Raw genomic sequence first — 26,559 nt, 5'->3', positions numbered from 1 at the left:
AGGTATTTGATTAAATGCTTATTAATTATTTACTTTTATTTAGATAAAATATATAAATATGAATATGAAAAAGAAAATATTAACATTGTCAGCATTGGGCACTATTGTAGTTCCACTTATTACGTCCGTATCTTGCACTTTCAATATTCAAAACGATAATAATGAACATTTAGAAAGAAAAATGTTAAATTTTTCGTATTGAGTAGATAAGGACAAACAAAGTGAATATAAAATATACAATTCAAAAATTGAAACTTTTTTTGATAAAGATAAAATAATTCCTTATATTAATATTTCTTCAGGAATAAATATGCTTAATGGCTTGCTAGATTCAGATAGTTATACTAGTAGTAGAGTATTATTTGATAATAAAATAAAATATAAATCACCATATGGTTCAATTGTTGTAGATTGAAAAGAAAATACAATAAAAGTCAATGATATTTCATACTTCCGATACACACAAAGAGGATCTACAAATTATATGAAACTATTAAAAACTATCGGTTATGATGAATTTAAATTAGAAAATAAAGAAGTTGTATTTGATTTAGATAAATATGGTTTCGATATTAAAAATTACCGGGGAAGAGTTTTGATTCCTTTTCATGTGTTTAATTTGTTATTTGGTAGTCAAAATTATTATAATGTTTATTTTGATGGAAATGAATATAGGGGAGTAGAAACTGTTGTTAATTCACACTGAAAAAATAACTGAACCAACAAATTACCGACAAAGTCAGAAAGATTATACTCATATAACTTTTTAAGATTTGTTTTTGACTATTTTTACGGTCTAAAAGAACAAAAAGATATAGAAGATATAGATGCATACTGAAATCAAAATATTATTAGTAAGATAACTAACACCGATAAAAACATATTTATGGATGGCTATTCTGATTTTATATATGGAGAACTTAATGAACTTCATACCTCATTGATTTCAAATTCTTTTTATCATAATGCAAATACATTTATTAATCCACAATTAAGATTAAAAAGTACAAAATTCAAATCATACAAAAATAGATTAAATGAGCTAAAAAACATATGAAGTGAGGAAACCAACCACTATTTAACTAAGCTTAATAAATGATTAAGAATTAAACACGACATGTTAGTAATTAAAATGGACAGTTTTGAAACAAATGAAGATGTTGTTAACATTAGCGACAACATAGACCCGTCGAGTTTTGACTCTTATACATGACTTAAAACAGGAATCAGCGCTGTAATAGAATCCCATCCAAACATTAAAAAAATTGTTTTAGATCTTTCTCAAAATGGTGGAGGTAGTGTCGCGGCAATGTATCGTACATTAGGCTTGATTACAGATAAGCCGATTGTAGATTATGATTACAATAATTTAACAAAAATAATGAATAGAATAACCCTTTTAGTAAATTCAAGTGAAAAAGACATCCCATTCACTAAATATAAATGATTTGTCTTAACTGGTGAAAACACATTTAGTGCCGCCAACTCTTTCACCGCTATTTTTAAACAGATGAAATTAGGGAAAGTGATTGGTCAAAAAACAGGTGGAGGAATGTGTTCATTATTATATGTGACTCTTCCTGATGGAGTATCTCTAGGCATGAGCTCTCCTAATTGTTCAAACATATATGATGAGGCAAATGGAATATATATTCCAATAGAAAATGGAATTAAACCTGACATTAAAATAAAATACGAAGATTTTTATGATTTAGATTACATATACTCAATTACAGATATAGAAAACTAGAAATAGTTTTTTATTTTCCATTTTTGAAAAAATCACAAAAAAATAAATATATAGAATTGTGGAAGAAATGAATTACTATCTTCCCGATTTGAAAGGAGATAACCATTTTAATAACAACACCTGCAGTCGTTCATGAAAAAAATTTATCAGTAATGAGCGATTTTAAAAACAATCCAAATATAGCAATTATTCAAAATTACAATTGATTAGCCACTCAAAATAACGGCCACGAAATAATAGGTGAAGAAGAATTCCATAATTATTCTAACAATGTAAATAAAAGAGATCTAAAGCGGGGTGGAGTAACAATTAGAAGAATGCTTAACAGCAACAAATTTATTATCCACATTTTTTTCTTTCAAGAAAAAACCAACTATGATCGATTACACATGACACCAGCCATTCTAATTAATAATAAGTTACTTAATGAAAAAATTGTAACCAAAAGACTAAACACAATTTGCATGAATAGAAAAGACATAGGCAAAGTGTTTAAGTCAAATAAACCTGAACTTACATTTAATGAATATGCTAATCAATCTAATGATAATTTTGTTTACAAAGAATATAATGACATTCAATTCTGAGAAACTACAATCATTTCTGATGATGTAGATAATCTTTCATTTGACGATTTCAATAATATATCTATAAATTGGTTAAATAAAGAAAAAATTAATAGTATTAATTGAACTATAAAAAAGATAAATTCTATTAAAGAACCCGGAAATATACGTTGAGGAATCAAAAACTATGATGGCAGTATGAGTTCAACTATTGAGGTACCGCATACATTTAGATGGATATTCAATGAACAAGGAATGAGAAGTCCTCAAAGGCATATAAGATATTCCTTAAAATATCGTATAGCTCCCGAGACACATTCAATTACAAGATTAAAGCCGAACGTTTCACCTATTCTTAGGATACTACAAGAAAATCAACCAAGCTATTATGAAATGAATATTAAAGATAGGAACATACTTAAAAAATATGATTTTAATGATTCATTTTATGAAAACCACAATATAATGCTTCACGCATTCAAAACTCCTGAACAAGACGTAGATATACAAATAGAATTATTAAATTGCAGGGAAATGCCCGGAATTGAAACTAAACTTAAAAAAATATCTTATTCTGATGAATATATAAGTTGTATTGACGAACAACATTCCATTTATAAATTTATTTATCCTGAAATTTTAGAATACGATCAAACAAATGACAAAATGATAAAAGTCGACTATTTACCTGGTGATGAATACACAACAAACCAATCCAGAGGGTCTTTAGGTGGGTTTATTATCCCTCCAAAATTCAAAGGCACACTTCATTTTAAATGAAAAGTTATTTTTAATATTGGATCCAAACATAAAGTAGACAATAAATATTGTGTTAACTTTTTCGTAAATAAAAATATAGAGAAATCTTTAATTGGTGGCAATGATTCACTTTTACAACTTAAAATTATTAAAAATATAAAGCCGGATTATTCTAATTTTAGATACAAAATTTCATATGAGCAAAGGGTTGACTTTTTAAATCACAAGTTAATTCCATTAAACAATTAAGTAATTATCTAATTTTATTTGGAGAAGAGGAAAACTAAAATGCGTCGCAAATATAAAAAAATTATTTGGCCAGTAACTTCAATAGCTTTGGTTGCTGCAATAGCAACGCCAATCGCTGTAGTATCAGCTAAAAAATTAAATAATTCAGTTGAATTAGATCCTATAAAAGTTGAGGATAATGATAAAGATGTTATATTCCCAAAATTAAATAATGAAGATTTTAATAAATACATAAGAATAAAAGGGTATAAATACTTTTTAGATAAAAAAATTATTTTAGATTCTATTAACTATGTTATTAATAAAATTAATTTTAATAGTGGCAATCTAGAATTTGATTATCAAATAATAAGCAAAACCAAAATTATCATTTTCTTTAAATGAATAAATGGAGAACTTAATAAAAAAATATCATATACTTTCGAAATAGAAGATAAAACAAATATTTTGGATAATGATTTTATCGACTAAAGTCAATAAAAAAACGTGTTTTAGCACGTTTTTGTTTTTTTATTTTTTGTAATCTAAACCAAGAGCTTTTAAAATTGGGACCAAGAAAAAATTAAATGGTTTATTAAAATGAGGCAAGAAGAAAACATCTGTTAGAGCAATTTGAGGGAGGGTTAAACCTTGTTGTAGAGCTAAACCAAACATATAAATTACTTCAGTGTGATTCGCTTTACCTCATGATCCTATTTGAACACCTAAAAGTTTAAAAGTTTCTCTATCGTAAACAATTTTAATACCAACTTTTTCAGTACTTTTCATGAACTCACATCTATCATTATCTTCAAAATATATAGAAGATATATTTTTCATGCCTTTGCTTTTAGCAACTTCTTCTGTGAATCCTGTTGAGGCATAATGGCAGCCAAAAACATTAATAGCATTTGTACCTACAACTCCAGGAAATGGAATATGTAATCTGGCTAGATCTAAAGCCGCTACTATGCCTGATTTTACTGCATTTGTAGCAAGTGCAACATGTTCATTAACTCCCGAAACACAATGTTTCATTGAGGCTGAATCACCTATAACATAGATATCCTTATCTGTAACACTTTGTTGGAATTCATTTACCTTAATAGCTCCATTTGAGATTTTTTCAAAATTCGAAAGTGGACCAGTTAAAGGTTTAAATCCAACACTCATAATAACTAAATCTGCTTTAAATGATTGTTTATCAGTAATTACTTCACTAACATTTTCTTTGTCTTTAGATTTAAATTCCTTCACCGTTTGTCCTAGTGCAAGGGTTATTTTTTCTTTTTTGATATTTTCTTCCATCTTGTTTGTGAATTCTTTATCAAGATAATTAGCAACAACTCTGTCTTGAGTGTCTATAAGGGTAACATTTTTACCTTTCATTCTAAATGCTTCAACAAGCTCTATACCAATATATCCAGCCCCAACTACAACAACATCTTTAATTTTCTTATCATTTGCTTTTTCAACTAAAATTTCAGCATGTTGAAACAGTTTCGATAATACAATATTTTTATATTGTATCCCAGGTATTTTAGGTTCAATTGGCCATGTACCTCCTGCAAAAATCAACTTGTCATATTTGTCAACAAATTCTTCATTTGTTTTTAGATTTTTAACTAAAATTTCTTTCTTTTTATTATCGATCTTTAGAACTTCATGTTCTGTTTTTAGATTAACGCCATAATCAGTTTTGAGTATTTCAGGTGAAGAATAAAATAACCCGTCGGGTTGTTTGAATTCTCCAGCCACTCAAATCGCAATGCCACAACCTAAAAATGAAGTGTTTGTATTTCTTTCATATGCTGTAATTTCAACGTTAGAATCTAATGTTTTAATTGTACGTAAAAATGAAGTTCCAGCATGGTTAGCTCCAACTACTATTATTTTCATATAAAATCTCCTAAATGTATATTTTTTATACAATTAAATTTTATTACTTGCTATATTTGTTATAACAAAAAAAGAGATTTTAACCTCTTTTCTGGAACTATTTTAGGAGTTTTAAAGCAATTATAAAGCCTATCACCAATATAACTAATGCAACCGCAAGAGTGATTATTATTGTGTTAGCTTTCTTCTTTTGTTTTTCTTTGTCCTTCTTATTAACTATATACATAGCTGTTCTATTTTGAAAGGCCGAAATCCTTTGTTGCTGTTGTTGTCTGGCTCGTGGATTATAGAGAACTAATCCTGTTCCGGGTTGTTTATTCATATTGTTATTTTTAAATTCTGTAGAAAATGATGTTGTTCTAGTTAATCCGATTCCTTGGTGTCTCATAACCGATCCTGGATTTCTTCTATAGCTAGAACTAGGTCTTCCAAATGCTGAATTAGAAAACATTCCAGTAGATCTTGGCTGATAATTGGGTCTTTGAGGCCTCATATTATTGTTCATCATAGAACTATTAAAACCGGGTTGTCTTTGGAAATAACTTCTTGGTCTTTGACCCATATTAAATGGCTTGTTAAAATTAGATGTATTATTCGGATTGTAATTAGTATTTTTAATGTTATTGTTTTTACTATTGTTCTTATTAAACCCCATTATCATAACTCCTTAATAAAATAAATAAATCTACTTCATAATTAAAAACTAATCATTGAAATAACTTTAACTTATTATATAAATAATACTAAATTTTAGTAAAATAACTACAATATTGATAATTAATAATATATATAATAACTTAAAAATGAATATTTTGGTTTTTTAAATAAATAAAAAACAAAATTAACCGTTTGTTGTTCTAAATAGTAAAATCGGGAAAGTTTAATTATTAATCATTAACAAGAATATAGGAGGTATATTATGAGAAAAATATATGTTTGCGGACCAACAGTTTATGACAAACCACATATTGGTAATTTAAGACCAATAACTACCTATGATTTAGTCTTAAAAGCCTATAGAGCTCTTGGAAAAGAATTTCAATTTGTCCATAATATAACTGATATTGATGACAAAATAATTAATAAGGCCAAGGACCTTAACATAAAAGAAAGTGAAGTTAGTGAAAAGTACACAAAAGAATATTTAGAGTTATTACGCTTGTTAAACATAGACACGATAACATCTATTGAAAAAGTAACAGACAATATAACTTTAATTGAAAATTATATTTCAAGAATTATTAATAAAGGGTTTGCATATAAAGATAATGAAAATAATGTTTGGTTTGACCTAAATAAACTTGACAAAATATATGGAGTAGTTTCCGGACAAAAAATTGATAACATGATTTTTGAAGACACTAGATCGCAAAAAAAATACAAAGGTGATTTCGCTTTATGAAAAAATACAACTAACGGAATAAAGTTTAAAACTAAACTTGGGGAAGGGCGTCCAGGATGGCACACAGAATGTTGTGCTTTAATTGACAAGCATTTTGGAGCGGAAGGCGTTGACTTCCATGGTGGAGGAATGGATTTAACATTCCCTCATTTTGAAAACGAAAATATTCAACACTATTCATTGTACAAACAAAACATTGCTAAAAATTGACTTAAAACTGGACAAATAAACCTTGAAGGAATTAAAATGTCTAAATCCCTTGGAAACGTTTTTCTAGCTGAGGACTTTATTCAAAAATTTGGAGCTGTCACTCTAAAATTAATTTTTCTAAACTCTTCTGTTGCCGCACCAATCAATTTCACTAATGATTTATTAGAAAATATCAAAATAATAAAAAATAAATATAAAAAAGTTATTTTCTATTTTCTCTTAAATAAAGACAAAATTCAAAAGCCAGAAGAAAAAAACGAAGAATTAAATCAAATACTGTTACCTTTGTCGGAATTTGATTTTTCACAATTTAACTACTTACTAAACCAAAAAATAAAAGAATTTAATAAGACCAAAAATATTAATATAGCCAATTTAATTTACAAGGTTTTAGATGTATTACTCCCTGATTTAACAAATAATCAACTATATGGTGACTTAATTTTAAAATTTAATAAATGACAACAATTGATAATAAATAAGCAATATAAAGAGGCAGATGCAATAAGAGATTTATTAATTGAAGAAGGGGTTTATTAATGAATAGTGACAAAAAAAATAATTTAAATAAATTATTTGTTTGCGGCAGGAATTCTGTTTTTGATTTATTATCAAATAATTATCCTTTTAAACAAATTATTGTAAATTCTGAAGCTTTAGCTAAAAAAGTTTCAGAATTGAAAAAAAATGAACAATTAAATATTATTGTTGGAGATAAGCTTTTGTTCGAAAAATACAATAATGAAAATCACCAAGGTATTATTGCATTTATAGATAATTTTGAATATAAGCAATTAGAAATTATCAAAAAAGATAAACCTAAATTGATACTTATATTAGATCATATTCAAGACCCACATAACCTTGGAGCAATAATACGTAGTGCTAATGCTTTTGGAGTGAAACATATTATTATAAATAAGGACAGATCGTGTGATGTAACACCAACAGTTTTAAAAGTTTCATCCGGTGGCTTTATTGGAATGAATATAATTAAGGTTGCTAATTTAGTTGCCTCAATAAAAAAACTAAAGCAATGAGGATTTTGAATATATGCTTCTAGTTTATCAAATAAGGCCTGTCCTTCTCATGAAACTTCTTATTCTAAACCAACAGCCCTAATTATTGGAAATGAACAAAAAGGGATAGCATCTCCAGTATTAAATGAATCAGACCAATTAATATACATCAAACAAAATGGAACTGTCCAATCACTAAACGCATCGGTTGCAACTGGTATTTTGCTTCATGATATTTGTAGCTTAAATAACACAAAACAATAATAAAAGTGCCTTAATGCGCTTTTTATTAACTTATTAACAGAAGAAAAAAACGGAAAAATAAATAATAGCAATATGAAAAAATATTTATGTGTAGGTTAATCATAGAATAAATTAAAAAACTATAACCAGCTTACACAAAAAAAGATAAAAATTCAACTACATACATTTGTAAAACCGACTAAGAAAAAAATTAAGCAAAGTAAAAAAGAAAAAAATTTATGATAAAAATAAACCAATTTAAAAAATATTTGAAATCTGATCCAAATAAATTGGAAAACTATTTGAAATCGGCAAGCGACAAGGAACTAGTTTACATAATAAATTATTTATATTATCCAGAAATAATAACAAAATTTAAATTTCTAAATGGTTTAAACTATATCCCATCTATTTCGGCCTTAGATATATATAATGAATTTTTAAGTAATAGTCCAGAAATGGCGAGAAAGTACGACTCAACAAAAAATGCAACATTTAAAACTTATATATTATTATTGGCTGATTATTATGGCAAAAACTACATTAGAAAGTATTCTAGATTAAAACGTTGTTTCACCCCTTTGTTAATAGAAAATTATGACAACATAGAGGATAAATCAAATAATAATTCAATAATTGACAATATAGACATTATGTTATTTCTAAAACATATAAAATCAAATAATAATTCCTTATTAAAAAATATTTTCAATAAAGAAAAAATGAAATTTATATCGTCCCAAAAAATAAACCTATTAAGACAATCTTTTCAAGAAAAATTTAATAACTTTTTCCTTTTAATAAATTCAAAATAATTTAACATTATATTTAGAAAGGCCTTAACGGCTTTTTTAAATTAAAAAAAATATATAATTATGAAATGAAAAAAAGAAAAATTACACTATGCTGCTCAGATTGCCATTCATTAAACTACACAACTTCTAAGAGTAACACAAATCCAGAAAGAATAGTTATTAAAAAGTTTTGTCCTAAATGCAAAACACATTCATTACATAAAGAGGAAAAGTAAATATGAAAAACAAAGAAAAAAAAGTTAAGCAAAAAAGAAAGAGAAAATATTTTTTTAGGCGGTTTGTGAAGGAAATTAAAAGAGTTAGATGACCATCTTCAAAAACAAATTGGTTAACTTTTTTAAAAGTTGTTGTCTTCACGGCTGTATTTACAATTGTTGTTGTTTTATTCACAACGTTAATTGCTTTTATGTTTCAAAAAATGGGTATAAATTAATTTAAATTTGAAAGGAAAATATGGAAAAATTCGCATGATATATGATAAGTACTGTAACAGGAAAAGAAGATTTGGTTGTTGAAGCTTTAAAGAATAGAATAATAAGTGAACAAGTAGAAGATTGTTTTGATAATACAGCAACACCTGAAGGAGCGTTCAAAATCTTTAAGAAACCTTCTCTAACTGCTAAAGAAGCTGAGAAAAAAAGAGCTGGAGAAAACTATAAAATCAAATATATAAATATGTACAGTGGTTACATCTTTATAAAAATGATAATGACCGACAAGGCTTGATTTGTTATCCGTAACACAACATATGTTACAGGTTTAATTGGATCAAGTGGAAAGGGTGCTAAACCAACCCCTGTTTCACAAGCACAAATAAATAAGTGTTTCTTAAAAGAAGAAAAAGTTCAAAATGATTTTGATAAAGGAATTAGTTTGACTAAATTTACTGCAGGGGAAATTGTTGAAATCACTGATGGGCCATTCAAAGGAGAATCAGGAAAGGTTCTTGAGGCCAATGATTCACGTCAAAGAGTTACCGTTGAATTAGAATATTGTGGTAAAAAAGTTCCAACAGATTTCGAATATAATCTAGTTAAGAGTATTGATAAATAAAAAAAGCGGTTTCCGCTTTTTTAAAATAATTTATCTGCTCCAAAATAAGGAATTAATTTCTTTGGAATTGAAATAGTGCCATCGGCGTTTTGGTAATTTTCTAAAATTGCAGCAAGTAATCTATCAATAGCTAATCCTGATCCATTCATAGTGAAAGCATATTTAGTTTCATTATTTTTTTTATATCTAATCATTGCTCTTCTAGCTTGAAAATCACCCATATAAGATACAGAACTAATTTCTCTAAATTTCATTTCTGATGGTAATCAGACTTCTAAATCAATAGTTTTCCTTGATGAAAATCCTAAATCACCAGTGCAAAGTAATAACTCCCTAAATGGCAACTCTAGTTCTTCCAAAACTAATTTTGCTTGATCAACCATTTGATTAAATTCGTTTATAGAATCTTCTTCACTCGTTATTTTTACTAACTCAACTTTTTTAAATTGGTGTAATCTTATTATTCCTTTCATGTCTTTGCCACCTGAACCAGCTTCAGATCTAAAACATTCTGTAAATGCTGTTAATCTTATAGGTTTAGATAGATCAACAATTTCATTATTAAATAAATTTGTTAAAGGCACTTCAGCCGTTGGTATTAAATACTTATTTTCAGATTTTAATTTATACAAATCTTCTTCAAATTTAGGCAATTGACCTGTACCAAATAATATTTCTGGATTAACAATAACGGGAACGTTATATTCCTCATAACCATTTTTTGTATGCAAATCAAGCATAAAGTTTTGTATTGCTCTTATTAATTTAGCAAGTTTATTTTTATAAATCACATAACGAGATCCTGATAACTTTGCTGCTTTATCAAAGTCAAGCAAATTATTGTTTAAGCCTATTTCATAGTGCGGAACAACATTATTAACTAGACCTCTTCCTAATTTATCATGGGTTTTCAAAACCACATTTTGATTTTCATCCAGACCTTTAGGAACATCATCTAAAGATATATTTGGAATCTTGTAAAGCATATCATTAACTTTTTGCTCAATAACTTTTGCTTCTTCTTCAAGTTTTGAAGCTTCAGCTTTAATTATTGAAACCTCTTTTTGCAATAAACTAATTTCTTCTTTACTTTTTGCTTTAGCAAATTCTTTACTAAATTTACTTAACTCAGCTCTTTTTTGTTGTGCTTGAAACATTGCCTTGCCACGTTTTTTAGCAAATTTTAAAAACTTATTGAAATGATTTAAATCAAAATTTCTATCATTTAATTTTTCTTTTACAATCTCTTCGTTGTCCAAAATATATTTAATATTTAACATCTTATTAATTCCTTACCAAACAATATAACATTACAAATAATATTTATCATTTTTGTTTTACTATATATAATATACATTTATATATATAATATTAAAGCGTTTTTATAACAAAACACAATTCATATATATTTAGAAATTATAATTCTAAAACAAAAATTTAATTATAGATTAAGGAGTATTTATGGCAGCAAAAAGAACATACCAACCAAATAAATCAAAACACATTAAAACACATGGCTTTAGAGAAAGAATGTCTACAGCTAATGGAAGAAAGGTTTTGGCAGCTAGAAGAGCAAAAGGTAGAAAAAGACTTACTGTTTCAGATTCAAAATAATTAGAGGTTTGAATGAAAAAATGTTATCGTTTGCAGAAAAGTTGGGAATTTGATTCTGTAATCAAGAATAAACAACAGTTTATAAATAAATATTTAATTATTTATTATAAACAAAGCAACGATTTTAAAATCGGAATTACTGTTCCTAAAAAATTTTGTAATGCAGTGTATAGAAATTTCTATAAAAGACAATTAAAATCAATTATTCACTCATTAGATTTGTACGATTTAAAATACCACTTTGTATTAATTTTAAGAAAAGATTTTTTAGAACAGTCATACTCTACTAAACTAGAAACAACAAGAAAGTTATTTAGCAAAATTAAAAATGAAACAAAATAGATCTGAAAATTTTAATTACTTTACGGGACAAAATGATCCTAACAAGAACAAAAAAACCGTTATAAAGAATGTGTGAAAATGGATAAAGATTGTTCTTTATCTACTTGTTTTTGCATTCACTTTAACAGGTTGCGTTCAAACTATGGTAATCAAAAGTTCAAACTATACAGGAAGTGGAATCGAATTTTATACAGATAAAAAAAGAGTTTCTCCTTTTGTGACAACCTTTAAACCTTCGGATAAATCTATCCAATATGCAGAAACAAACGATGGCAAAAAAGACATAATGTCTAAGCCAATTGAAATTTCAGAAAACAGTGGATTCATTGAATATGAAGTTTCGCCAAACACAAACTACCACGTAAGTTATAAAGATTTCAAACATGTTTTAGATGGAATTCAAAATCAAGTTGGCGAAGAAAATTATGGAGCTTATGATTCAAAAAATTCAGCAATTCAATTAGTTGACGTTAATGATAATTTAGTTAACCCTAATGAAGCTATTTATAAAAAAAATGGAAAATATCTATTTAACAATTACAACAATAGAGTAAAAAATTATGATTCAAATTACAAGAGCATTTACAACGGTTCATATAATACAATATCTATTGTTGACCCTGATTTTCTAAATGTAAAGTTAGATAATGCATTTATATATGATTCCAAAGCAAAAAGAGGGTTCTTTGAAAAAACAATAGTGGCAGGAAAAATACAATACAAATTTGTGAATAAATCTAATGAACTTTATACACACGATAAAAAATATTTTATAAAAAATGCTTCTTTATTTGAAGTTAATAATAATTATAAAAATAGTAATGCTATTTATTCTAGAGATATATTAGAAGCTCTATTTGAACAAACATTTTCTAATAAATTTTATTTAGATACTATGAAATCAATAGACCCCAAATATGACTCGTTAGATAAATTAAATCTTTTATTAAAAGATGTTATAGAGGGGAAAATTGCATCACTAACACCAAAACAAATGTTTATGTTAAACCAACAACAAAGGGTGTTATGAAAATACTTATCTAAGACAGAAAACAACAACTTTTTATTAAATAAGGGTAATTCAATATCACAATTGTATGATCCATCAGACCATTCAAAAATTGCAATAGATAAAGACGGCAAACCAAAATTTATTGGTTTATACTTGCCAACAAATAACAAGTTGGGTAATTTTGATGAAAATCCAAATTTAATATATTCAAGTGATGAAGCGCAAAAAGCAATAACTTCATGAGGAGACTCTTGACGTCTAGGACCTTTCTTTGGATTATTTGTATGACCAATCGCTAAGATAACTATGTTAATTAGACAACCTCTTCCAGCAGCTGCGGGATGAACCACAATTTTTTCTCTAATAATAGCTGTTGTAATTACACGTTTAATTTCATTAGCAGTAACCTTTAAATCAACAATTAATCAATCAAAAATGGAAGATTTAAAAATCAAAAAAGCAAAAATCGATGCAAAATATCTTGAGTTTCAAGGTAATAAACAAATGAAACTTAGACAACAACAAGAAATTGGCCAACTTTACAAAAAAAATGGTATTAATCCTTTCGAATCAATAGTTTCAGTACTTATAACCTTCCCTATCTTTATCGCTATGTGGCGGGTAATCCAATGTGTACCAGAATTTAAGTCAACTGATTGATTGGGCATAGCCTTTTCTGCAACTTCATATAAAAGATTATTAGCAGGAGAATGAGTATACTTATGAATACTTGTAGTATCTCTTGTAACTCAGGTTTTATCTCAATTAATACCAAGATTTTTAGCTAAACAATCAAGAAATAAAAAACGAATGTCAATCGAGGAAATGCAGGCTATGAAAAAGTCTAACAAAACTCAAAATATAATAATGATTGTTTTCGTATTTATTACTATAATGTTTAGCGCCGGTGTTCAAGTTTATTGAATATTTACAAGTTTATGAACAATAGGACAAACAATCGGAATTCATTACTTCAAAAAATCTAATTATTATAGAAAAAAATATATGAATAAAGCAACTGAATAATAAAATTTACAAACCCGCATAATGTGGGTTTTATTTTTATTTTTGTCCGTAATAATAAAATTAATTTTAGTAGGGTTTTCGAGCTATATTATTATTTATTGATATACTTTTTATGTATTTTATTTACTAAGGAGAAATTATGAAAATATTTAATTTAAAACAAAATAGTCCTTATGAAACATTAGCTTTAGAAAATATAATAATGAATGATGAAAGCATTCAAGGAGATGTTTTATTAATATACCAACACACAAATGCTATTGTTGTTGGTAATAATCAAAATACACATGAAGAAATTAATAGACAATATGTTATAGATAACAATATCGACCTTGCTAGAAGATTATCTGGTGGTGGTGCTGTATATCATGATCTAGGTAATGTTAATTTTAGTTTTATTACCGATTACAATAAAAAGGGTGGATATGAAAGATTTTTAGAACCAATAATTAAGTTTTTGAGATCTTTAGGTCTAGATGCTCAATTCAAAGGAAGAAACGATTTATTAGTAAATGGAGCAAAAGTTAGTGGTAATGCTCAATATTTAAATAAAAATAGAATTGTTAGTCATGGAACATTGTTGTTTGATGTGGATTTAACAAAACTTGGTAATGCTCTAAATCCTTCTAGAATCAAATATGAATCAAAAGGTATACAATCAGTAAGAGCCAGAGTAACAAATATTCTTGACGAACTTAAGACGAAAATAACAGTAAAAGAATTTATTGAAAAATTAATAAATTTCTTTGTTAAAAACAATAATGCAGAACTTGTGGAAGTGCCTATTAAAAAGTACCAAGGTAAACTAAATGAACTTAAAACAAAGTTTAGTTCAGAAGAATGAATATTTAACAAAGCAGCTAATTTTAATTTTTCTAATGGTGAAAAATTTGCTGGTGGTATTCTAAAAATTAAAGGTAATGTTGAAAAGGGAATAATACAAAAATTAGTTTTTGAGGGAGATTTCTTAAGCAAAAAAGATGTAAAAGAAATTGAACCATTATTTTCAAATATTAAATTAAGAGAAGAAGACATTTTAAATATTTTAAACAAAATCAACTTTGAAGATTATTTCGGAACAATTCAAAAGGATGAAATAATTAAATTACTTTTAGGTTAAAATGTTTGAAAAAAACTCAATAAATTTATTTAATGAAAATATTGTTTATATAAAAAATAAAGAAGCTGATTCAAATGAAAAACCAAATGTAATATTTTTGCATGGTTATGGCGATAGTTCTGTAAGAGCTAAAAGACTTTTTATAAATGAATCTAAAAATGCTTTTAATATTTATGGAATTGACCTTCCAGGTTTTGGTGAGAGCACTTGCAATAATAATCCAATATCAATTAATTTTTTTGTAAAAGTGGTTGAATCGTTTATTAAAAAAATATTAAACAATAAATCTGTTTTTATAGTAGGGCATTCAATGGGTACTATTGTTGCCCTTAATTTATCTATTGCAAATATTAAGTGAAAGTTTCTTTTAGCCCCTGTTGTCCCTTTAGAAAATATTGATCAAAAAAATATTCAACATTTAAGAAACTTATTTATACCTAAAACTATAAATGATGCTGTTAAAGCACACTTATCTCTATTGACCCCTGATAAACAAAATAATGAAACTAAAAATAGGATTAAAAATTTAATTCTTAGCCAAGAAAATAAAGAATCACTATTAAAAGCTAATAAAAAATTTGAGTGCTTTGTCGATAATGAAATTTTAAATGTTGATTTTATCCATAATTTTGTAGAAGCAAAATTAAGATCTGAAAAAAATTACTCTATAATTTATGGTTCTCTAGATCTAATAACAAAGGCAAAAGATATTGAAGTTGTTATTAAAAAATATAATCCAGAAAATTATTTATTTGCAAATTCTGGACATGCTTTATTAGCTGGACATCAAAGAGAAATTATAAAAATAATTGAAGAAAAAATTAAGGAGAACTAACCAATGCAGTTTTTAGAAAAAGTTTTTTATGTAAATCCTGATAATGTCATATCAGCGTGGTTTGTAGGTGTTATGGGGATTTTAGCCGCTACAATAACAGCTCTTGTAACAATACCTCAATTAATATACGTTTATAAGAATAAAAAAATTGAAAATGTTAATTGAATTTCTTTTTGAACATTCTTTTTCGCAATAACTAGTTGAATATTATTAGGATCGTTTCTTGACAATGATGGAAAAGGACATAAATTTGTCGCCTCTGTATTTGCAAATATTGTTTGCTCAATAATTTATTCATTTGTTTTATTTTTTATGTATAGATATTCAACCGATATTAAGCACCAAAAAAAACAATACTTTATTTTAGCAATAACATTAACAATATCTATAACTGCTTCCATATTAGGAATGATAGGACTTTATTACCCAAATGGAACAAAAATTGGATTTACAATACCAAAATTACTAGGAAGCTTCCTATTGATAATTATTCCTATGGCTACAACATTTGCATTTGCTCCACAAGTAATCAATGATTTTCAGTCAAAAACATTCAAAACTCTAGCTCCTTCGCAACTTATTGCTTTAATAATTACAAACATAACTTGATTAGGTTATTGATTTTCACTAATAGTAAATAGCGGTATACATGAAGGGCTAGTCGCAACAATAACATGACAAATAATATCTCTTTCTCAATTTACATTACAATTTATATTTACAATTAGATATATTAAAAATAAAGCAAAGGAAACAGATAATGTACAAGCCTAAACTAAATATAAAAGAAACCCAAATAGCTATTCAAACAATAAAATTTAGTTTTACTAAACAATTAAGTAAATTACTTAATCTAACCAGAGTTTCAGCGCCACTTTTTGTTGAAACAAATAGTTTAATAAATGATGGGTTAAATGGAGAAGCACCTGTTAGATTTATTCCAAAAGAGTTAAATAAACAATTAGATATAGTCCACTCTCTCGCTAAATGAAAACGTCTAGCATTAAAAAAATACAACTTTGATTCTCATGAAGGCTTATGAACAGATATGAACGCTATAAGGCAAGAAGAAACTTTAGATAATAAACACTCAATTTATGTTGACCAATGGGATTGAGAATTAATTATCAATGAAGAAGATAGAAATATCACTTTTTTAAAAAGTGTTGTTAATAAAATATTTCGCTCAATTAAATATGTTGAAAATAAAATAAACTTAATATTTAGCAATTTAAAAAGAAAGTTACCCGAGACTTTAACTTTTGTTAGTTCTGAAGAGTTATATAACAAGTATCCTGAATTAACTCCCGAACAAAGAGAAAAAGAATTTGCTAAAATACATAAAGCTTTTTTTGTTTACAAAATAGGTTATAAACTTCCTGATGGTGTAGAACATTCTAAAAGAGCTTTTGACTATGATGATTGAAATCTAAATGGTGATTTAATTGTTTATGATGAACAAAATGACGACGCTCTTGAATTGTCATCACTTGGTATTAGAGTAAACAAAGAATCTTTAGCTCAACAGATTAAAATTATGAATATCTCAGATAGTAAATTGTCTACATATCATCAACAAATACTTAAAAATAATCTTCCGTTCACAATAGGCGGTGGAATTGGACAATCTCGCTTGTGCATGTTTTTATTGGAGAAGAAGCATATTGGTGAGGTTCAAGTAAGTGTCTGACCTGAAGAATTCAAAAGTTATCAATTATTATAAATATATTTAATATAAAAAACACGTTAATTTAAACGTGTTTTTATTTTTTTTCATCTATTTTCTCTATTAAGAAAGGTTGATCATTTATGTAAATTACAAAACCTGTAAAAACTTTTGTTGATCTACCGATGGGCTTTTTTCCATTTATTAAAATGTTGTTATTTAATAAAAAGTCTTTTACTTGTCCTCCGGTTGATACAAAACCTGCTTTTTTAATTAACTTACCCAATTCTATAAAATTATCTTTAATTAAAATAATATTTTTCATATTATCTCCTCATAGGAGTTATTAATTGTTTTGTATTATTATTGGATTTAGATAGAATAAGAATTCTTTTTATATCACTATCAATTAATATATATATATCATCATCATAAACAGATAGAGCATCTTTTATAAAATTGTAATTAACATCAAAATCTAAACTTTTACCTTCTAATTCAAAATCACTTGTTTTTGCTATAAAAGAACCTATTTCTTCTAACATGTTTGTAATTTTGAAAAATTCTTTAGTAACATTAATTTCTATTTTGTTATTTTTATCGGAGTTTCCTATTCAAACTTTATTTAATATATCTGATAATATATCTTTTTTAATTGTTATTTTATGTTTAATGTCTAAAACATCAAATAAAGCTTCTACATCATTGTAAGGAAGTTCAACAATTCTTGAGGTTATTGTTGTGTCTTTGTATTCAATTCCAAATTTTATATTGTTATAAAACAAAGTAACATTTTTAGGAGCATCATTTGGTATCAACTCTTTAACATCTTTACCATTTACACTAATATCAAATTCTTCATCTATATTGGTTTTTTGTTTTATTGAATAATGAGCTAATCTATATGTATCTGTTGCAGCTAAATTTATAGAGTTTTTTTTAAATTTAAAATTTATGCATTTATATATCAAACTATTATCTTGGCTTGTTGCAAATGAAACAGATTTAATTGCTTTTTTAAATTCATCTGTATTTATCTCAATTTTTTTTGGACTATATATTTTATCTATTACTGGAAAAGTTGATATGTCTGATGTTGTTAATGTATATTTTGAATTTCCAGCCATTATTAATATTGAAGAATCATTATCATCTTTTTCAATTAATATTTCTCCAGATAATTTTTTTATTATGTTTTTAAAATAATTACTTTGAATTAGAAATGATCCAATTTCTTCAACTTTTACATTTACATTATCAACTTGAATACTTTTTACTATACTTAATATTCCGTTTGTTGCAGTAAAGGTTATTTTTTGGTTGTCAACATTAATTAATACACATCTAAAACTATAATTTGTGTTTATTGAATCAGAATATCTTGAAACAATTTCAAAAATTTCATCTAAATGTGTTTTATTTATTTTAAATTTCATAGTATTTCTCCTTTGTAATTTTTATTTTACCTTATATATTAATAATATAAGTTGTTGAATTGTTGAAAACATATTAAAACTTATTTTTATGTTGTTTTTTTAATAAAATTTAAACTTTTTATATATTTTTAGTGCTAATAATTTGTTTACAATTATTTCCTATTATAAATATCATGGCTTATAGCAGCTATAACATTTTTTGTGTTTTTATCAGGTTCGTAACATTCTTTTTGTATTTTTGCAATTGCACTAGTTATTGTCGAATGATCTCTATTATTGAAATGCGAACCAATTTTTTCTAATGGAAGCTTTAGTTCTTCTCTTATTATATATATTGCAATATGTCTTGCTAGAACGACTTCTTTTCTTCTTCCTCCACCCATTATTTCTTTTTTTGAAATTTTGTAATATTTTGATACGAATTCGATAATAGTTTCTGGCGTTATGTTTTGCTTATTATGTAATAAACCTCCTAGTATTTTGCTAACCATTAAATATGTATATTTAGAGTTTGTAGTTTTAGTTATTTTGGATTTGTAAAACGACATTTTCTTTATAGCACCTAACATGTGTCTTATTGATGATGAGAAGTTTCTTGTTATATAATCTTTTGCTTCATTTTCTCAATTCTCGGATGGCATGCCATATACTCCAGTTAGAAAATCAAGAATTTTATCTAAGTCATTTTTGTCTGGTTTTTTAATTTCTATTGATAATCCAGCACTTAATCTACTAATTAATCTGTCATCAAAAGAATTTTTAAGTAGTGAAATAGGTTTATCACTGCAGATTATGGTCATTTTCTTGTTAAGTCGAGCATCTAATATATTAAAAACAAATTGTAATGTAGATTTTTTATTTCCAATTGAAAAGGATTGGAAGTCATCAAACATTAAAACATCTGCATTATAAAACATATCTTTTAATGCTTTTATTTTAGTTTGGTTATTTTCTTGTAATAGTCTTGAAACATCATTAGTAAATGAATTTGAATTTACATATATTACATTGATGTTTTGTTCAATCAATTTATTGCCTATAGCATGAAGTAAATGTGTTTTACCTAAACCTGATTTAGAAAATATAAATACTGGACTAAATTCGTTAGCCTCTTGCAAGTTTTCAATTATATTTTTACCAATTCTTATAGCATCAGTGTTAAAAACACTTTCAACATAGTTATCAAAAGTTTTATTTTTTTCAATTGTGTTTTTATAGTTATTTTCTAATGTATTTTCTTTTTCTTCTTTGTTATTATTTGTCAATTTAGTTTCAGATTTAACATTCTTAATTTGTGAAGAATTTAAAATGATTTCATATGCTTTAGGTTGTTTAAACACAGCTCTTAGAGCTTCTTCGATATCATCTTTAAAAAAGTTATTAATGTATTTAATTGTTGTTTCAGTTATTCTGCTTCCAGCTAGAAAAACAACACGTTCTTCATCAACGTGAACTATTACTAATTTTGATAGCATATTATCAAATAACATTTTGTCTTGTATTTTGTCTGAAATCCTTTTTCAAAACTCTTTATTTTCTTCAACAAAATTGATTTGTACATTTTTTTTAACACTATTTTTTACTTGCATATAAAAATAATATTAGTATTAGACTTAATTAAAAACATATTGTTGATAAATTTATAATAAAATAAAAATATCCACATGTTTTCCACAATGAATATATCTTAAATATAGTATAAAAAGTAAAAATGTGGAAAACTATATAATGTGGAAAACTATGAGAATAAATTGATTTTTAAGATTATCTAATTATTTATATTTAACAACTATAAAAATAAAATTATAATTTAAAAATATTATGAGTAACAATAATGCACAGTCAAATGACAATCTTATCTCTTATGAAGGCTATTTTTTAAATTCAACAGTTGATTCAGACTTGAAATATAAAGCTATATTTTTCGTGTTAGATAATAAACATAAAACAAGAAAAAAAGTTTATATAAACGGCAAGGAAGTATTAAAAGGTGTCAAATATAAAATTACTGTTGAAAAACCGTCTAACGGGTATTTTCAAACCTTTAAATTAATTAATGTTGAAGTAGTTAGTGAAGATGTTGAAAAAATGAAGAATGATTTTCTTTTTGCTGATTTGCCAATCACTAAAAGAAAAAGAGATTCACTAACAAAACTTTATTATGATAATATCGAAGAATTTAACAAATCTATTGATGAAGAACTCTCATCCGAACTTAAAGATTCTTTAAGAGTAAAATTAGAAATTGTTAATTGTGAATTTTTTGAAAAATTCTTAAAAATTAATAATGTATTACTTTTGATGAAGATAATAACCGTTTGTCCTGCAGAAAGAATAAAAAGAGTATTTAACTCTAATCCATATCTTTTATATACTGATTATAATTTTAATTTTTTTGAGAGTTTGGATTTAAGAAATTGTTTATGAGATGATGATTTAAAAAACTTGAATAGAGTAATAGACATCAAAGGAGTGGTTAACTATTCAATTATTGAAGAATTTATGCAAAACCATACATTAATACCTATAGATTTAGTTGTGAAAAACACCATGAAGAATGCATTTGAACTTCTTAGCATTACCTTAAGTGAGACTGAAATCATAGAAACTATTTATTCAATGATTAATAATAATGAATTAGTTTTTAGCAAGAGTAAATATGCAGTATCAACAAAGAAAATGTTTGAAACTGAAAAGAAAATTTTAGATACACTCCTAGAAATAAATGCTAAATCCACAAAACCAATTAAAGATGTTTCTTTAAAGTCAAATTGAGGAATTGCACAAATTGAAGCCTTTGATATGGCATGCAAAAATAATGTTTCAATTATCTCGGGCTATCCCGGCACGGGAAAATCATTTTTAATTGAACATTTATATAAAACATTTTTATCAAACTATAAAAAGAAGGAGATTGAAATATTAACTCCCACGGGAAGAGCGGCATCTATTTTAAATAAAAAATTTGATGTTGGTGCACGCACAATCCATAGTTTTCTACAAATATCAAAAGATGATGAAATCGCCTACAATAAACAACCCAAAGATACAAAGGTGATAATTATTGATGAATTCTCAATGGTAAACATTCATATTTTTGCCTTTCTTTTGTATATGTGTCCAGAGTTGGAAAGAATTATTTTTGTTGGTGATAAAGATCAGTTAGAGTGTATTGGACCCGGAAATCTGCTTAACGATTTAATTAATTCTAATTTTTTCCATACTACTGTTTTAGATGAATTGTTTAGAACGGATAATAAAGATATTCCTGAGCATTTTTTAGCAATTCAAAAATCTGTTGTTCCTGTTTTGGAAAGTGATAACGTATCATTCACACAATATAAGGATGTTGAGTTTCTAAATAATATTAGTGATATCTATCACGATTTAATAATTAGAAATAACTATGATATAGATGATGTAGCTTTTCTTGTACCAATCAATAAAGGTTCATTGCAAAGCGTCAATACACGGTCACTCAATTCCGCAATACAAAAAGCAAGAATACAATTTTCTGATGAAAAACCAAAACTTTTATTTACATATAAGTATGGAGAGTTTGAAATAAATTATTATTCTGGAGATAAAGTTATTCAAACTAAAAATAACTATGACAAAGATATTTACAATGGAGAAATTGGATATATAAAGAAAATGTCACCAAAAGATGAAACTATAAGTATTCAATTTGGCAATAAAATTATTGAGTATTCAAAAAGTGAATTTAGAGAAAATATTGAATTAGCTTATGCTACAACAGTTCATAAATATCAAGGTTCAGAGTCTAAAGTTATTATTTTTACTATTTTTAATAATTTCCACTTTATGCTTACTAAAAAATTAATGTATACTGCGGTTTCAAGAGCTAAGGAGAAATTATATCTATTTGGTGATCCCATGCTATATAAATATAAAATTAAAAATAATGATAATGAGGAAATTTTAACTAATATGAGCGCGCTTATTAAAACGCATAATAAAGACAAATAAAAAGGAGATTAGTATGAAATTAGTTGTTGGTTTAGGAAATCCAGGAAAAGAATATCAATTTACAAGACATAACTCAGGTTTTCTTGTTATTGATAAAATTTTAGAAAAATTAAATACATCATTAAATAAAGAGAAATTTAATGGACAATTTGTTGTAACTGAAGATGTAATAATAGCAAAACCATTGACCTTTATGAATAATTCCGGTGAGTTTGTGCAAGCTATAGCGAAATATTTTAAGATTCTTTCAAGCGATATAATGATAATTTATGATGAAAAAGATTTTAATTTAGGTCAAGCAGCTATAAAAATTGGTGGTTCTACAGCCGGACATAATGGTGTTATAAGCGTTGAAAAACACTTAGGATCTAATGACTTTAAGAAGATGAGAATAGGAATTGGTAGAGATTCTGCCGTCCCTCTTAGAGATTATGTTTTATCAAAATTTAGTAAAGACGAAATGATAGAATTTGAAGAAATAGCTAATGTTGCAGCTGATGCAGCTATATCATTTGTGTATAACGACATTAAAACAGTAATGGAAAAATTCAATGTTAATAGAAAAAAATAAAAATATATTAGTGGGTGTTAGTGGCGGACCGGACTCAATGTTTTTATTAAATTACTTAATAAGTAATTTTGATCCAAAAAATATAATAGTAGCGACTGTTAATTATAATTTTAGAACTGATAGTTACAAAGATATAGAAATTGTAAAATCATTTTGTGAAGAAAAAAACATTAAATTTGAATTATTAGAAATTAAAACAAGTGTGTTATTTAATGGTAATTTTGAAAATTATGCTAGAAACATTAGATATAATTTTTTTAGACAAATATATAAAAAATATATGTGTAATTCTCTATATTTAGCTCATCATAAGGATGATTTTATTGAAACATATTTAATGCAAAAAGAATCTAAAAGACAACCTCTATTTTTTGGAATAAAAAAGAGTACAGATCTTTTTGGAATGCATATTGAAAGACCGTTGTTAGACTTATATTTTAAGGATGAAATTGAATATTTTTGTAAAGAAAAAAACATACAATTTGCAATCGACTATACAAATAGTGACTTAAAATACACAAGAAATAGAATTAGAGATAATTTAAAAACATGGACTGCTAATGAAAAAGAAAAGTTAATTTTGGAAATAAATTTGCAAAATAAAGATTTGATCCTAAAGCAATCAGAAATTGATAAACAATATAATAAATGAATAAACAATGGATACAATCAAGAATTTATAGAAGACAACAAATTTGCCAATAACCTAGTTTTTAAGTTCATTACGTTAAATTATAAAAATATTAAACTAAGTTCTTCAAAAATAAAATCAATTGTTTCGTGAATTGTATCTACCAACAATAGAACAAGTAAATATTTAATCAAAAAAAATACTTTTTTAATAAAAAGGCATGGCAAATTAATAATTTATAATTAATAAATAAACTTTAACAATATGTTAATGTTTGAATATAGTAAGGAGATTTATGAATAATAAAGGAAAAATTAAATTTAGAATAATTTTTTACTTTATCTTATTTTCAATTATTGCTGGTGTAATTGGCTATATGTTGTGAAAGAAATTTACGCATGTTGATCCATTAACCATTAATGAATGATTAAAAGATACTGCGGAGGCGAAAAAAAATCCGAATGATAAAATATACATTTCAGATTTAAAAATAAATGAGTGAATGAGAGAGATATCTTATACCTTTCATGATGGGAAAGGTGACTCAATTAGTAAAACCTTAGTAATGCCAAAGCAATATATTGAAGACTTTGGTCAAAACCTGCCAACTTTTGTCAATGAAGATTATTTTAAATTTGATGGCAAATCACATGCAAATATTCTTATGAATCCATATCCATCGGATTCGACACCACTATGACAAAAGATATTAGGTATTGTTGGACCAATGATTCTTTATATTCTAATTTTTGTTGGAATATATTGATTCCTTATTAGAAAGGGTATGAACAATATGGTGGGTGGAATTGGAGATAATAAAAATCCTGCCCAAAAAATTAAAAGTGATAAAACCTTTAAAGATATAGCCGGAAACAAAGAAGCTATTGAAGAAATTAAAGAAATAGTCGATTACTTAAAAAACCCTAAAAAATATGAAACAGCAGGTGCTAGAATGCCTCATGGTATATTACTTGGCGGCCCTCCAGGAACAGGCAAAACATTGCTGGCGAAAGCTACTGCCGGAGAAGCAGATGTTCCATTTTATTTCATTTCTGCCTCAAATTTTGTTGAAATGTATGTAGGTTTAGGTGCTAAGCGTGTTAGAACAGTTGTTGAGGAAGCCCGTAAAAATGCACCAGCTATAATCTTTATAGATGAATTAGATGCTATTGGTAGAACACGTGGTTCTGGAATAGGTGGCGGCCACGATGAGCGTGAGCAAACATTGAATCAATTACTTGTTGAAATGGATGGTATGAAAGAAAATACTGGATTACTATTTTTTGCCGCAACCAACCGTACTGATGTGTTAGATCCGGCCTTAACACGTCCCGGACGTTTCGATAGATCTGTTACTGTTGGATTGCCTGATGTAAAAGAAAGACAAGAAATTTTAGAATTACACGCTAAAGGAAAACGTCTAGCTCCAAATATTGACCTAGCTAACGTTGCAAAAAGAACTCCAGGATACTCAGGTGCTCAACTTGAAAATGTTATTAACGAAGCGAGTCTATTAGCTGTTAGAGGTGATTCTTCAATTATTTCTAGAGAAGACATAGATGAAGGTATTGACCGTGTTATGGCTGGTCCAGCAAAGAAAAACAGAGTGATCTCTAAAGAAGAATTAACAATGGTTGCTTATCATGAAGCTGGCCATGCTGTCGTTGGTATAAAAGTTCCAGGTGGAAACAAGGTTCAAAAAATAACTATTATTCCTAGGGGCCAAGCGGGTGGATATAATCTTATGACTCCCGAAGAGGAAAAATACAATATGAATAAAAATGAGCTAGTTGCTATGATTACAAGTTTCATGGGTGGTCGAGCAAGTGAACAAATTATCTATGGTAAGGATAATGTATCAACTGGTGCAAGTGACGATATTGCAAAGGCAACAAGAATTGCGAGAAAAATGGTTGCTGAATGAGGTATGTCTTCTTTAGGACCAATTCAATATGAAAAGGATGAAGGCTCTCCATTCCTAGGCAGAGACGGCTTTAAATCTGCTGGCTACTCTGGTCAAATCGGACACGAAATTGACACTGAAGTAAGAAAAATAATATTAGATGCCGAGAAAAAGGCTATTGAAGTTATTAATAAAAATAGAGAACTTCTTGAGTTGATTAAAACTGCTCTTTTAGAAAAAGAAACAATAGTTGCTGAAGAGATTGAATATATTGCTAAGAATATGAAATTACCTCCTAAAAAAGAAAAAGAAGTTATTAAAGAGTCAGCATTAGACCTAGACAAACTTCTTGAGGAAGAATAATTATATAAGGAACATTTGTGTTCCTTTTTCTTTTAAATTTTAAATACTCTATAAGTTCTTGAAATATTTTTGTATATGTATAATATATGCACTATTTAAAGATTAG

General features: G+C 26.6%; 26 protein-coding genes. 20 read left to right on the top strand and 6 right to left on the bottom strand.

Going from position 1 to position 26,559, the window contains the following annotated elements; all coding sequences use genetic code 4:
* The first annotated feature begins 64 nt into the window (after positions 1–64).
* Genes JXZ90_RS02525 through JXZ90_RS02515 form a run of 3 tightly spaced genes read left to right on the top strand, consistent with a single transcriptional unit; the run spans position 65 to position 3,795 of the window.
* The gene (locus JXZ90_RS02525) at positions 65–1,750 is read left to right on the top strand and encodes a S41 family peptidase (protein ID WP_205848209.1); all 1,686 of its coding nucleotides are present in this window, start codon (positions 65–67) and stop codon (positions 1,748–1,750) included.
* A gap of 23 nt (positions 1,751–1,773) precedes the next feature.
* Positions 1,774–3,324 (top strand): hypothetical protein, encoded by a 1,551-nt coding sequence (locus JXZ90_RS02520; RefSeq protein WP_205848208.1) that lies wholly within the window; start codon positions 1,774–1,776, stop codon positions 3,322–3,324.
* A gap of 39 nt (positions 3,325–3,363) precedes the next feature.
* Positions 3,364–3,795: an MHO_1590 family protein gene (locus JXZ90_RS02515; protein WP_205848207.1), complete on the top strand. Its 432-nt coding sequence runs from the start codon at positions 3,364–3,366 to the stop codon at positions 3,793–3,795.
* A gap of 39 nt (positions 3,796–3,834) precedes the next feature.
* Here the strand turns inward: JXZ90_RS02515 and JXZ90_RS02510 are convergent, their stop codons facing one another.
* Together JXZ90_RS02510 and JXZ90_RS02505 are read right to left on the bottom strand one after the other, a co-directional pair.
* A complete protein-coding gene (locus JXZ90_RS02510; protein WP_205848206.1) occupies positions 3,835–5,202 on the bottom strand; it encodes an FAD-dependent oxidoreductase in 1,368 nt (455 codons plus the stop codon).
* A 97-nt stretch (positions 5,203–5,299) separates the two neighbouring features.
* Positions 5,300–5,857, bottom strand: a complete 558-nt coding sequence (locus tag JXZ90_RS02505) for a hypothetical protein (RefSeq protein ID WP_205848205.1) — start codon at positions 5,855–5,857, stop codon at positions 5,300–5,302.
* 264 nt (positions 5,858–6,121) lie between these two features.
* Here JXZ90_RS02505 and JXZ90_RS02500 point away from each other — a divergent pair, with 264 nt between their 5' ends.
* The 6 genes from JXZ90_RS02500 to nusG all read left to right on the top strand — a co-directional run bounded on the left by JXZ90_RS02500 (position 6,122) and on the right by nusG (position 9,944).
* Positions 6,122–7,354 carry a class I tRNA ligase family protein gene (locus JXZ90_RS02500; protein ID WP_205848204.1) on the top strand — a complete coding sequence of 411 codons (1,233 nt, stop codon included), beginning with the start codon at positions 6,122–6,124 and terminating at the stop codon, positions 7,352–7,354.
* Complete coding sequence (gene rlmB, locus JXZ90_RS02495; RefSeq protein WP_371808116.1) at positions 7,354–8,097, top strand: 23S rRNA (guanosine(2251)-2'-O)-methyltransferase RlmB; 744 nt, start codon at positions 7,354–7,356, stop codon at positions 8,095–8,097. Before JXZ90_RS02500 ends, rlmB begins: the two co-directional genes overlap by 1 nt.
* A gap of 218 nt (positions 8,098–8,315) precedes the next feature.
* Positions 8,316–8,891 (top strand): hypothetical protein, encoded by a 576-nt coding sequence (locus tag JXZ90_RS02490; protein WP_205848203.1) that lies wholly within the window; start codon positions 8,316–8,318, stop codon positions 8,889–8,891.
* 65 nt (positions 8,892–8,956) lie between these two features.
* Positions 8,957–9,106, top strand: a complete 150-nt coding sequence (gene rpmG, locus JXZ90_RS02485) for a 50S ribosomal protein L33 (RefSeq protein ID WP_205848202.1) — start codon at positions 8,957–8,959, stop codon at positions 9,104–9,106.
* Positions 9,107–9,108: 2 nt separating this feature from the next.
* Positions 9,109–9,324, top strand: a complete 216-nt coding sequence (secE, locus tag JXZ90_RS02480; protein WP_205848201.1) for a preprotein translocase subunit SecE — start codon at positions 9,109–9,111, stop codon at positions 9,322–9,324.
* Positions 9,325–9,344: 20 nt separating this feature from the next.
* Positions 9,345–9,944 (top strand): transcription termination/antitermination protein NusG, encoded by a 600-nt coding sequence (gene nusG, locus JXZ90_RS02475; RefSeq protein ID WP_205848200.1) that lies wholly within the window; start codon positions 9,345–9,347, stop codon positions 9,942–9,944.
* Between the two features lie 20 nt (positions 9,945–9,964).
* On the opposite strand, the gene serS is transcribed toward nusG, so the two are convergent.
* Positions 9,965–11,224 (bottom strand): serine--tRNA ligase, encoded by a 1,260-nt coding sequence (gene serS / locus JXZ90_RS02470; protein WP_205848199.1) that lies wholly within the window; start codon positions 11,222–11,224, stop codon positions 9,965–9,967.
* Between the two features lie 181 nt (positions 11,225–11,405).
* Here serS and rpmH point away from each other — a divergent pair, with 181 nt between their 5' ends.
* The 7 genes from rpmH to asnA all read left to right on the top strand — a co-directional run bounded on the left by rpmH (position 11,406) and on the right by asnA (position 17,616).
* Positions 11,406–11,558 carry a 50S ribosomal protein L34 gene (gene rpmH, locus JXZ90_RS02465; RefSeq protein ID WP_205848198.1) on the top strand — a complete coding sequence of 51 codons (153 nt, stop codon included), beginning with the start codon at positions 11,406–11,408 and terminating at the stop codon, positions 11,556–11,558.
* A 12-nt stretch (positions 11,559–11,570) separates the two neighbouring features.
* The gene (gene rnpA / locus JXZ90_RS02460) at positions 11,571–11,900 is read left to right on the top strand and encodes a ribonuclease P protein component (RefSeq protein WP_205848197.1); all 330 of its coding nucleotides are present in this window, start codon (positions 11,571–11,573) and stop codon (positions 11,898–11,900) included.
* Positions 11,887–13,938 carry a membrane protein insertase YidC gene (yidC, locus tag JXZ90_RS02455; protein ID WP_205848196.1) on the top strand — a complete coding sequence of 684 codons (2,052 nt, stop codon included), beginning with the start codon at positions 11,887–11,889 and terminating at the stop codon, positions 13,936–13,938. The genes rnpA and yidC overlap by 14 nt, the downstream gene beginning before the upstream one ends.
* A gap of 139 nt (positions 13,939–14,077) precedes the next feature.
* Positions 14,078–15,058 carry a lipoate--protein ligase gene (locus tag JXZ90_RS02450; protein WP_205848195.1) on the top strand — a complete coding sequence of 327 codons (981 nt, stop codon included), beginning with the start codon at positions 14,078–14,080 and terminating at the stop codon, positions 15,056–15,058.
* A 1-nt stretch (position 15,059) separates the two neighbouring features.
* Positions 15,060–15,893, top strand: a complete 834-nt coding sequence (locus JXZ90_RS02445; protein WP_205848194.1) for an alpha/beta fold hydrolase — start codon at positions 15,060–15,062, stop codon at positions 15,891–15,893.
* Positions 15,894–15,896: 3 nt separating this feature from the next.
* On the top strand, positions 15,897–16,667 hold the full coding sequence (locus JXZ90_RS02440; protein WP_205848193.1) for a PQ-loop domain-containing transporter: 771 nt from the start codon (positions 15,897–15,899) through the stop codon (positions 16,665–16,667).
* Positions 16,654–17,616 carry an aspartate--ammonia ligase gene (asnA, locus tag JXZ90_RS02435; RefSeq protein ID WP_205848192.1) on the top strand — a complete coding sequence of 321 codons (963 nt, stop codon included), beginning with the start codon at positions 16,654–16,656 and terminating at the stop codon, positions 17,614–17,616. The genes JXZ90_RS02440 and asnA overlap by 14 nt, the downstream gene beginning before the upstream one ends.
* A 40-nt stretch (positions 17,617–17,656) precedes the next feature.
* Here the strand turns inward: asnA and JXZ90_RS02430 are convergent, their stop codons facing one another.
* The 3 genes from JXZ90_RS02430 to dnaA form a co-directional block, all read right to left on the bottom strand.
* Entirely contained in the window at positions 17,657–17,884 is a 228-nt protein-coding gene (locus JXZ90_RS02430) for an RNA-binding S4 domain-containing protein (protein WP_205848191.1), read from the bottom strand.
* A gap of 1 nt (position 17,885) precedes the next feature.
* Positions 17,886–18,995 carry a DNA polymerase III subunit beta gene (dnaN, locus tag JXZ90_RS02425; RefSeq protein WP_205848190.1) on the bottom strand — a complete coding sequence of 370 codons (1,110 nt, stop codon included), beginning with the start codon at positions 18,993–18,995 and terminating at the stop codon, positions 17,886–17,888.
* Positions 18,996–19,147: 152 nt separating this feature from the next.
* Positions 19,148–20,584, bottom strand: coding sequence for a chromosomal replication initiator protein DnaA (dnaA, locus tag JXZ90_RS02420; protein WP_205848189.1), 1,437 nt, complete (start codon positions 20,582–20,584; stop codon positions 19,148–19,150).
* A gap of 232 nt (positions 20,585–20,816) precedes the next feature.
* Between dnaA and JXZ90_RS02415 the strand changes: the two genes are divergently transcribed.
* From JXZ90_RS02415 to ftsH, 4 genes are read left to right on the top strand one after another with little or no spacing between them, the layout of a single operon-like run.
* Positions 20,817–22,985 (top strand): ATP-dependent RecD-like DNA helicase, encoded by a 2,169-nt coding sequence (locus JXZ90_RS02415; protein WP_205848188.1) that lies wholly within the window; start codon positions 20,817–20,819, stop codon positions 22,983–22,985.
* Between the two features lie 13 nt (positions 22,986–22,998).
* Positions 22,999–23,556: an aminoacyl-tRNA hydrolase gene (gene pth / locus JXZ90_RS02410; RefSeq protein ID WP_205848187.1), complete on the top strand. Its 558-nt coding sequence runs from the start codon at positions 22,999–23,001 to the stop codon at positions 23,554–23,556.
* The gene (tilS, locus tag JXZ90_RS02405) at positions 23,537–24,433 is read left to right on the top strand and encodes a tRNA lysidine(34) synthetase TilS (RefSeq protein ID WP_205848186.1); all 897 of its coding nucleotides are present in this window, start codon (positions 23,537–23,539) and stop codon (positions 24,431–24,433) included. The genes pth and tilS overlap by 20 nt, the downstream gene beginning before the upstream one ends.
* A 49-nt stretch (positions 24,434–24,482) precedes the next feature.
* Positions 24,483–26,453, top strand: coding sequence for an ATP-dependent zinc metalloprotease FtsH (gene ftsH / locus JXZ90_RS02400; RefSeq protein ID WP_205848185.1), 1,971 nt, complete (start codon positions 24,483–24,485; stop codon positions 26,451–26,453).
* The last annotated feature ends 106 nt before the right edge of the window (positions 26,454–26,559 follow it).

Origin of the sequence: Mycoplasma sp. Mirounga ES2805-ORL (assembly GCF_017084445.1) — a bacterium.
Taxonomy (GTDB): domain Bacteria; phylum Bacillota_I; class Bacilli_A; order Mycoplasmatales; family Metamycoplasmataceae; genus Mycoplasmopsis.
This window is presented reverse-complemented; position numbering and strand designations above follow the sequence as displayed.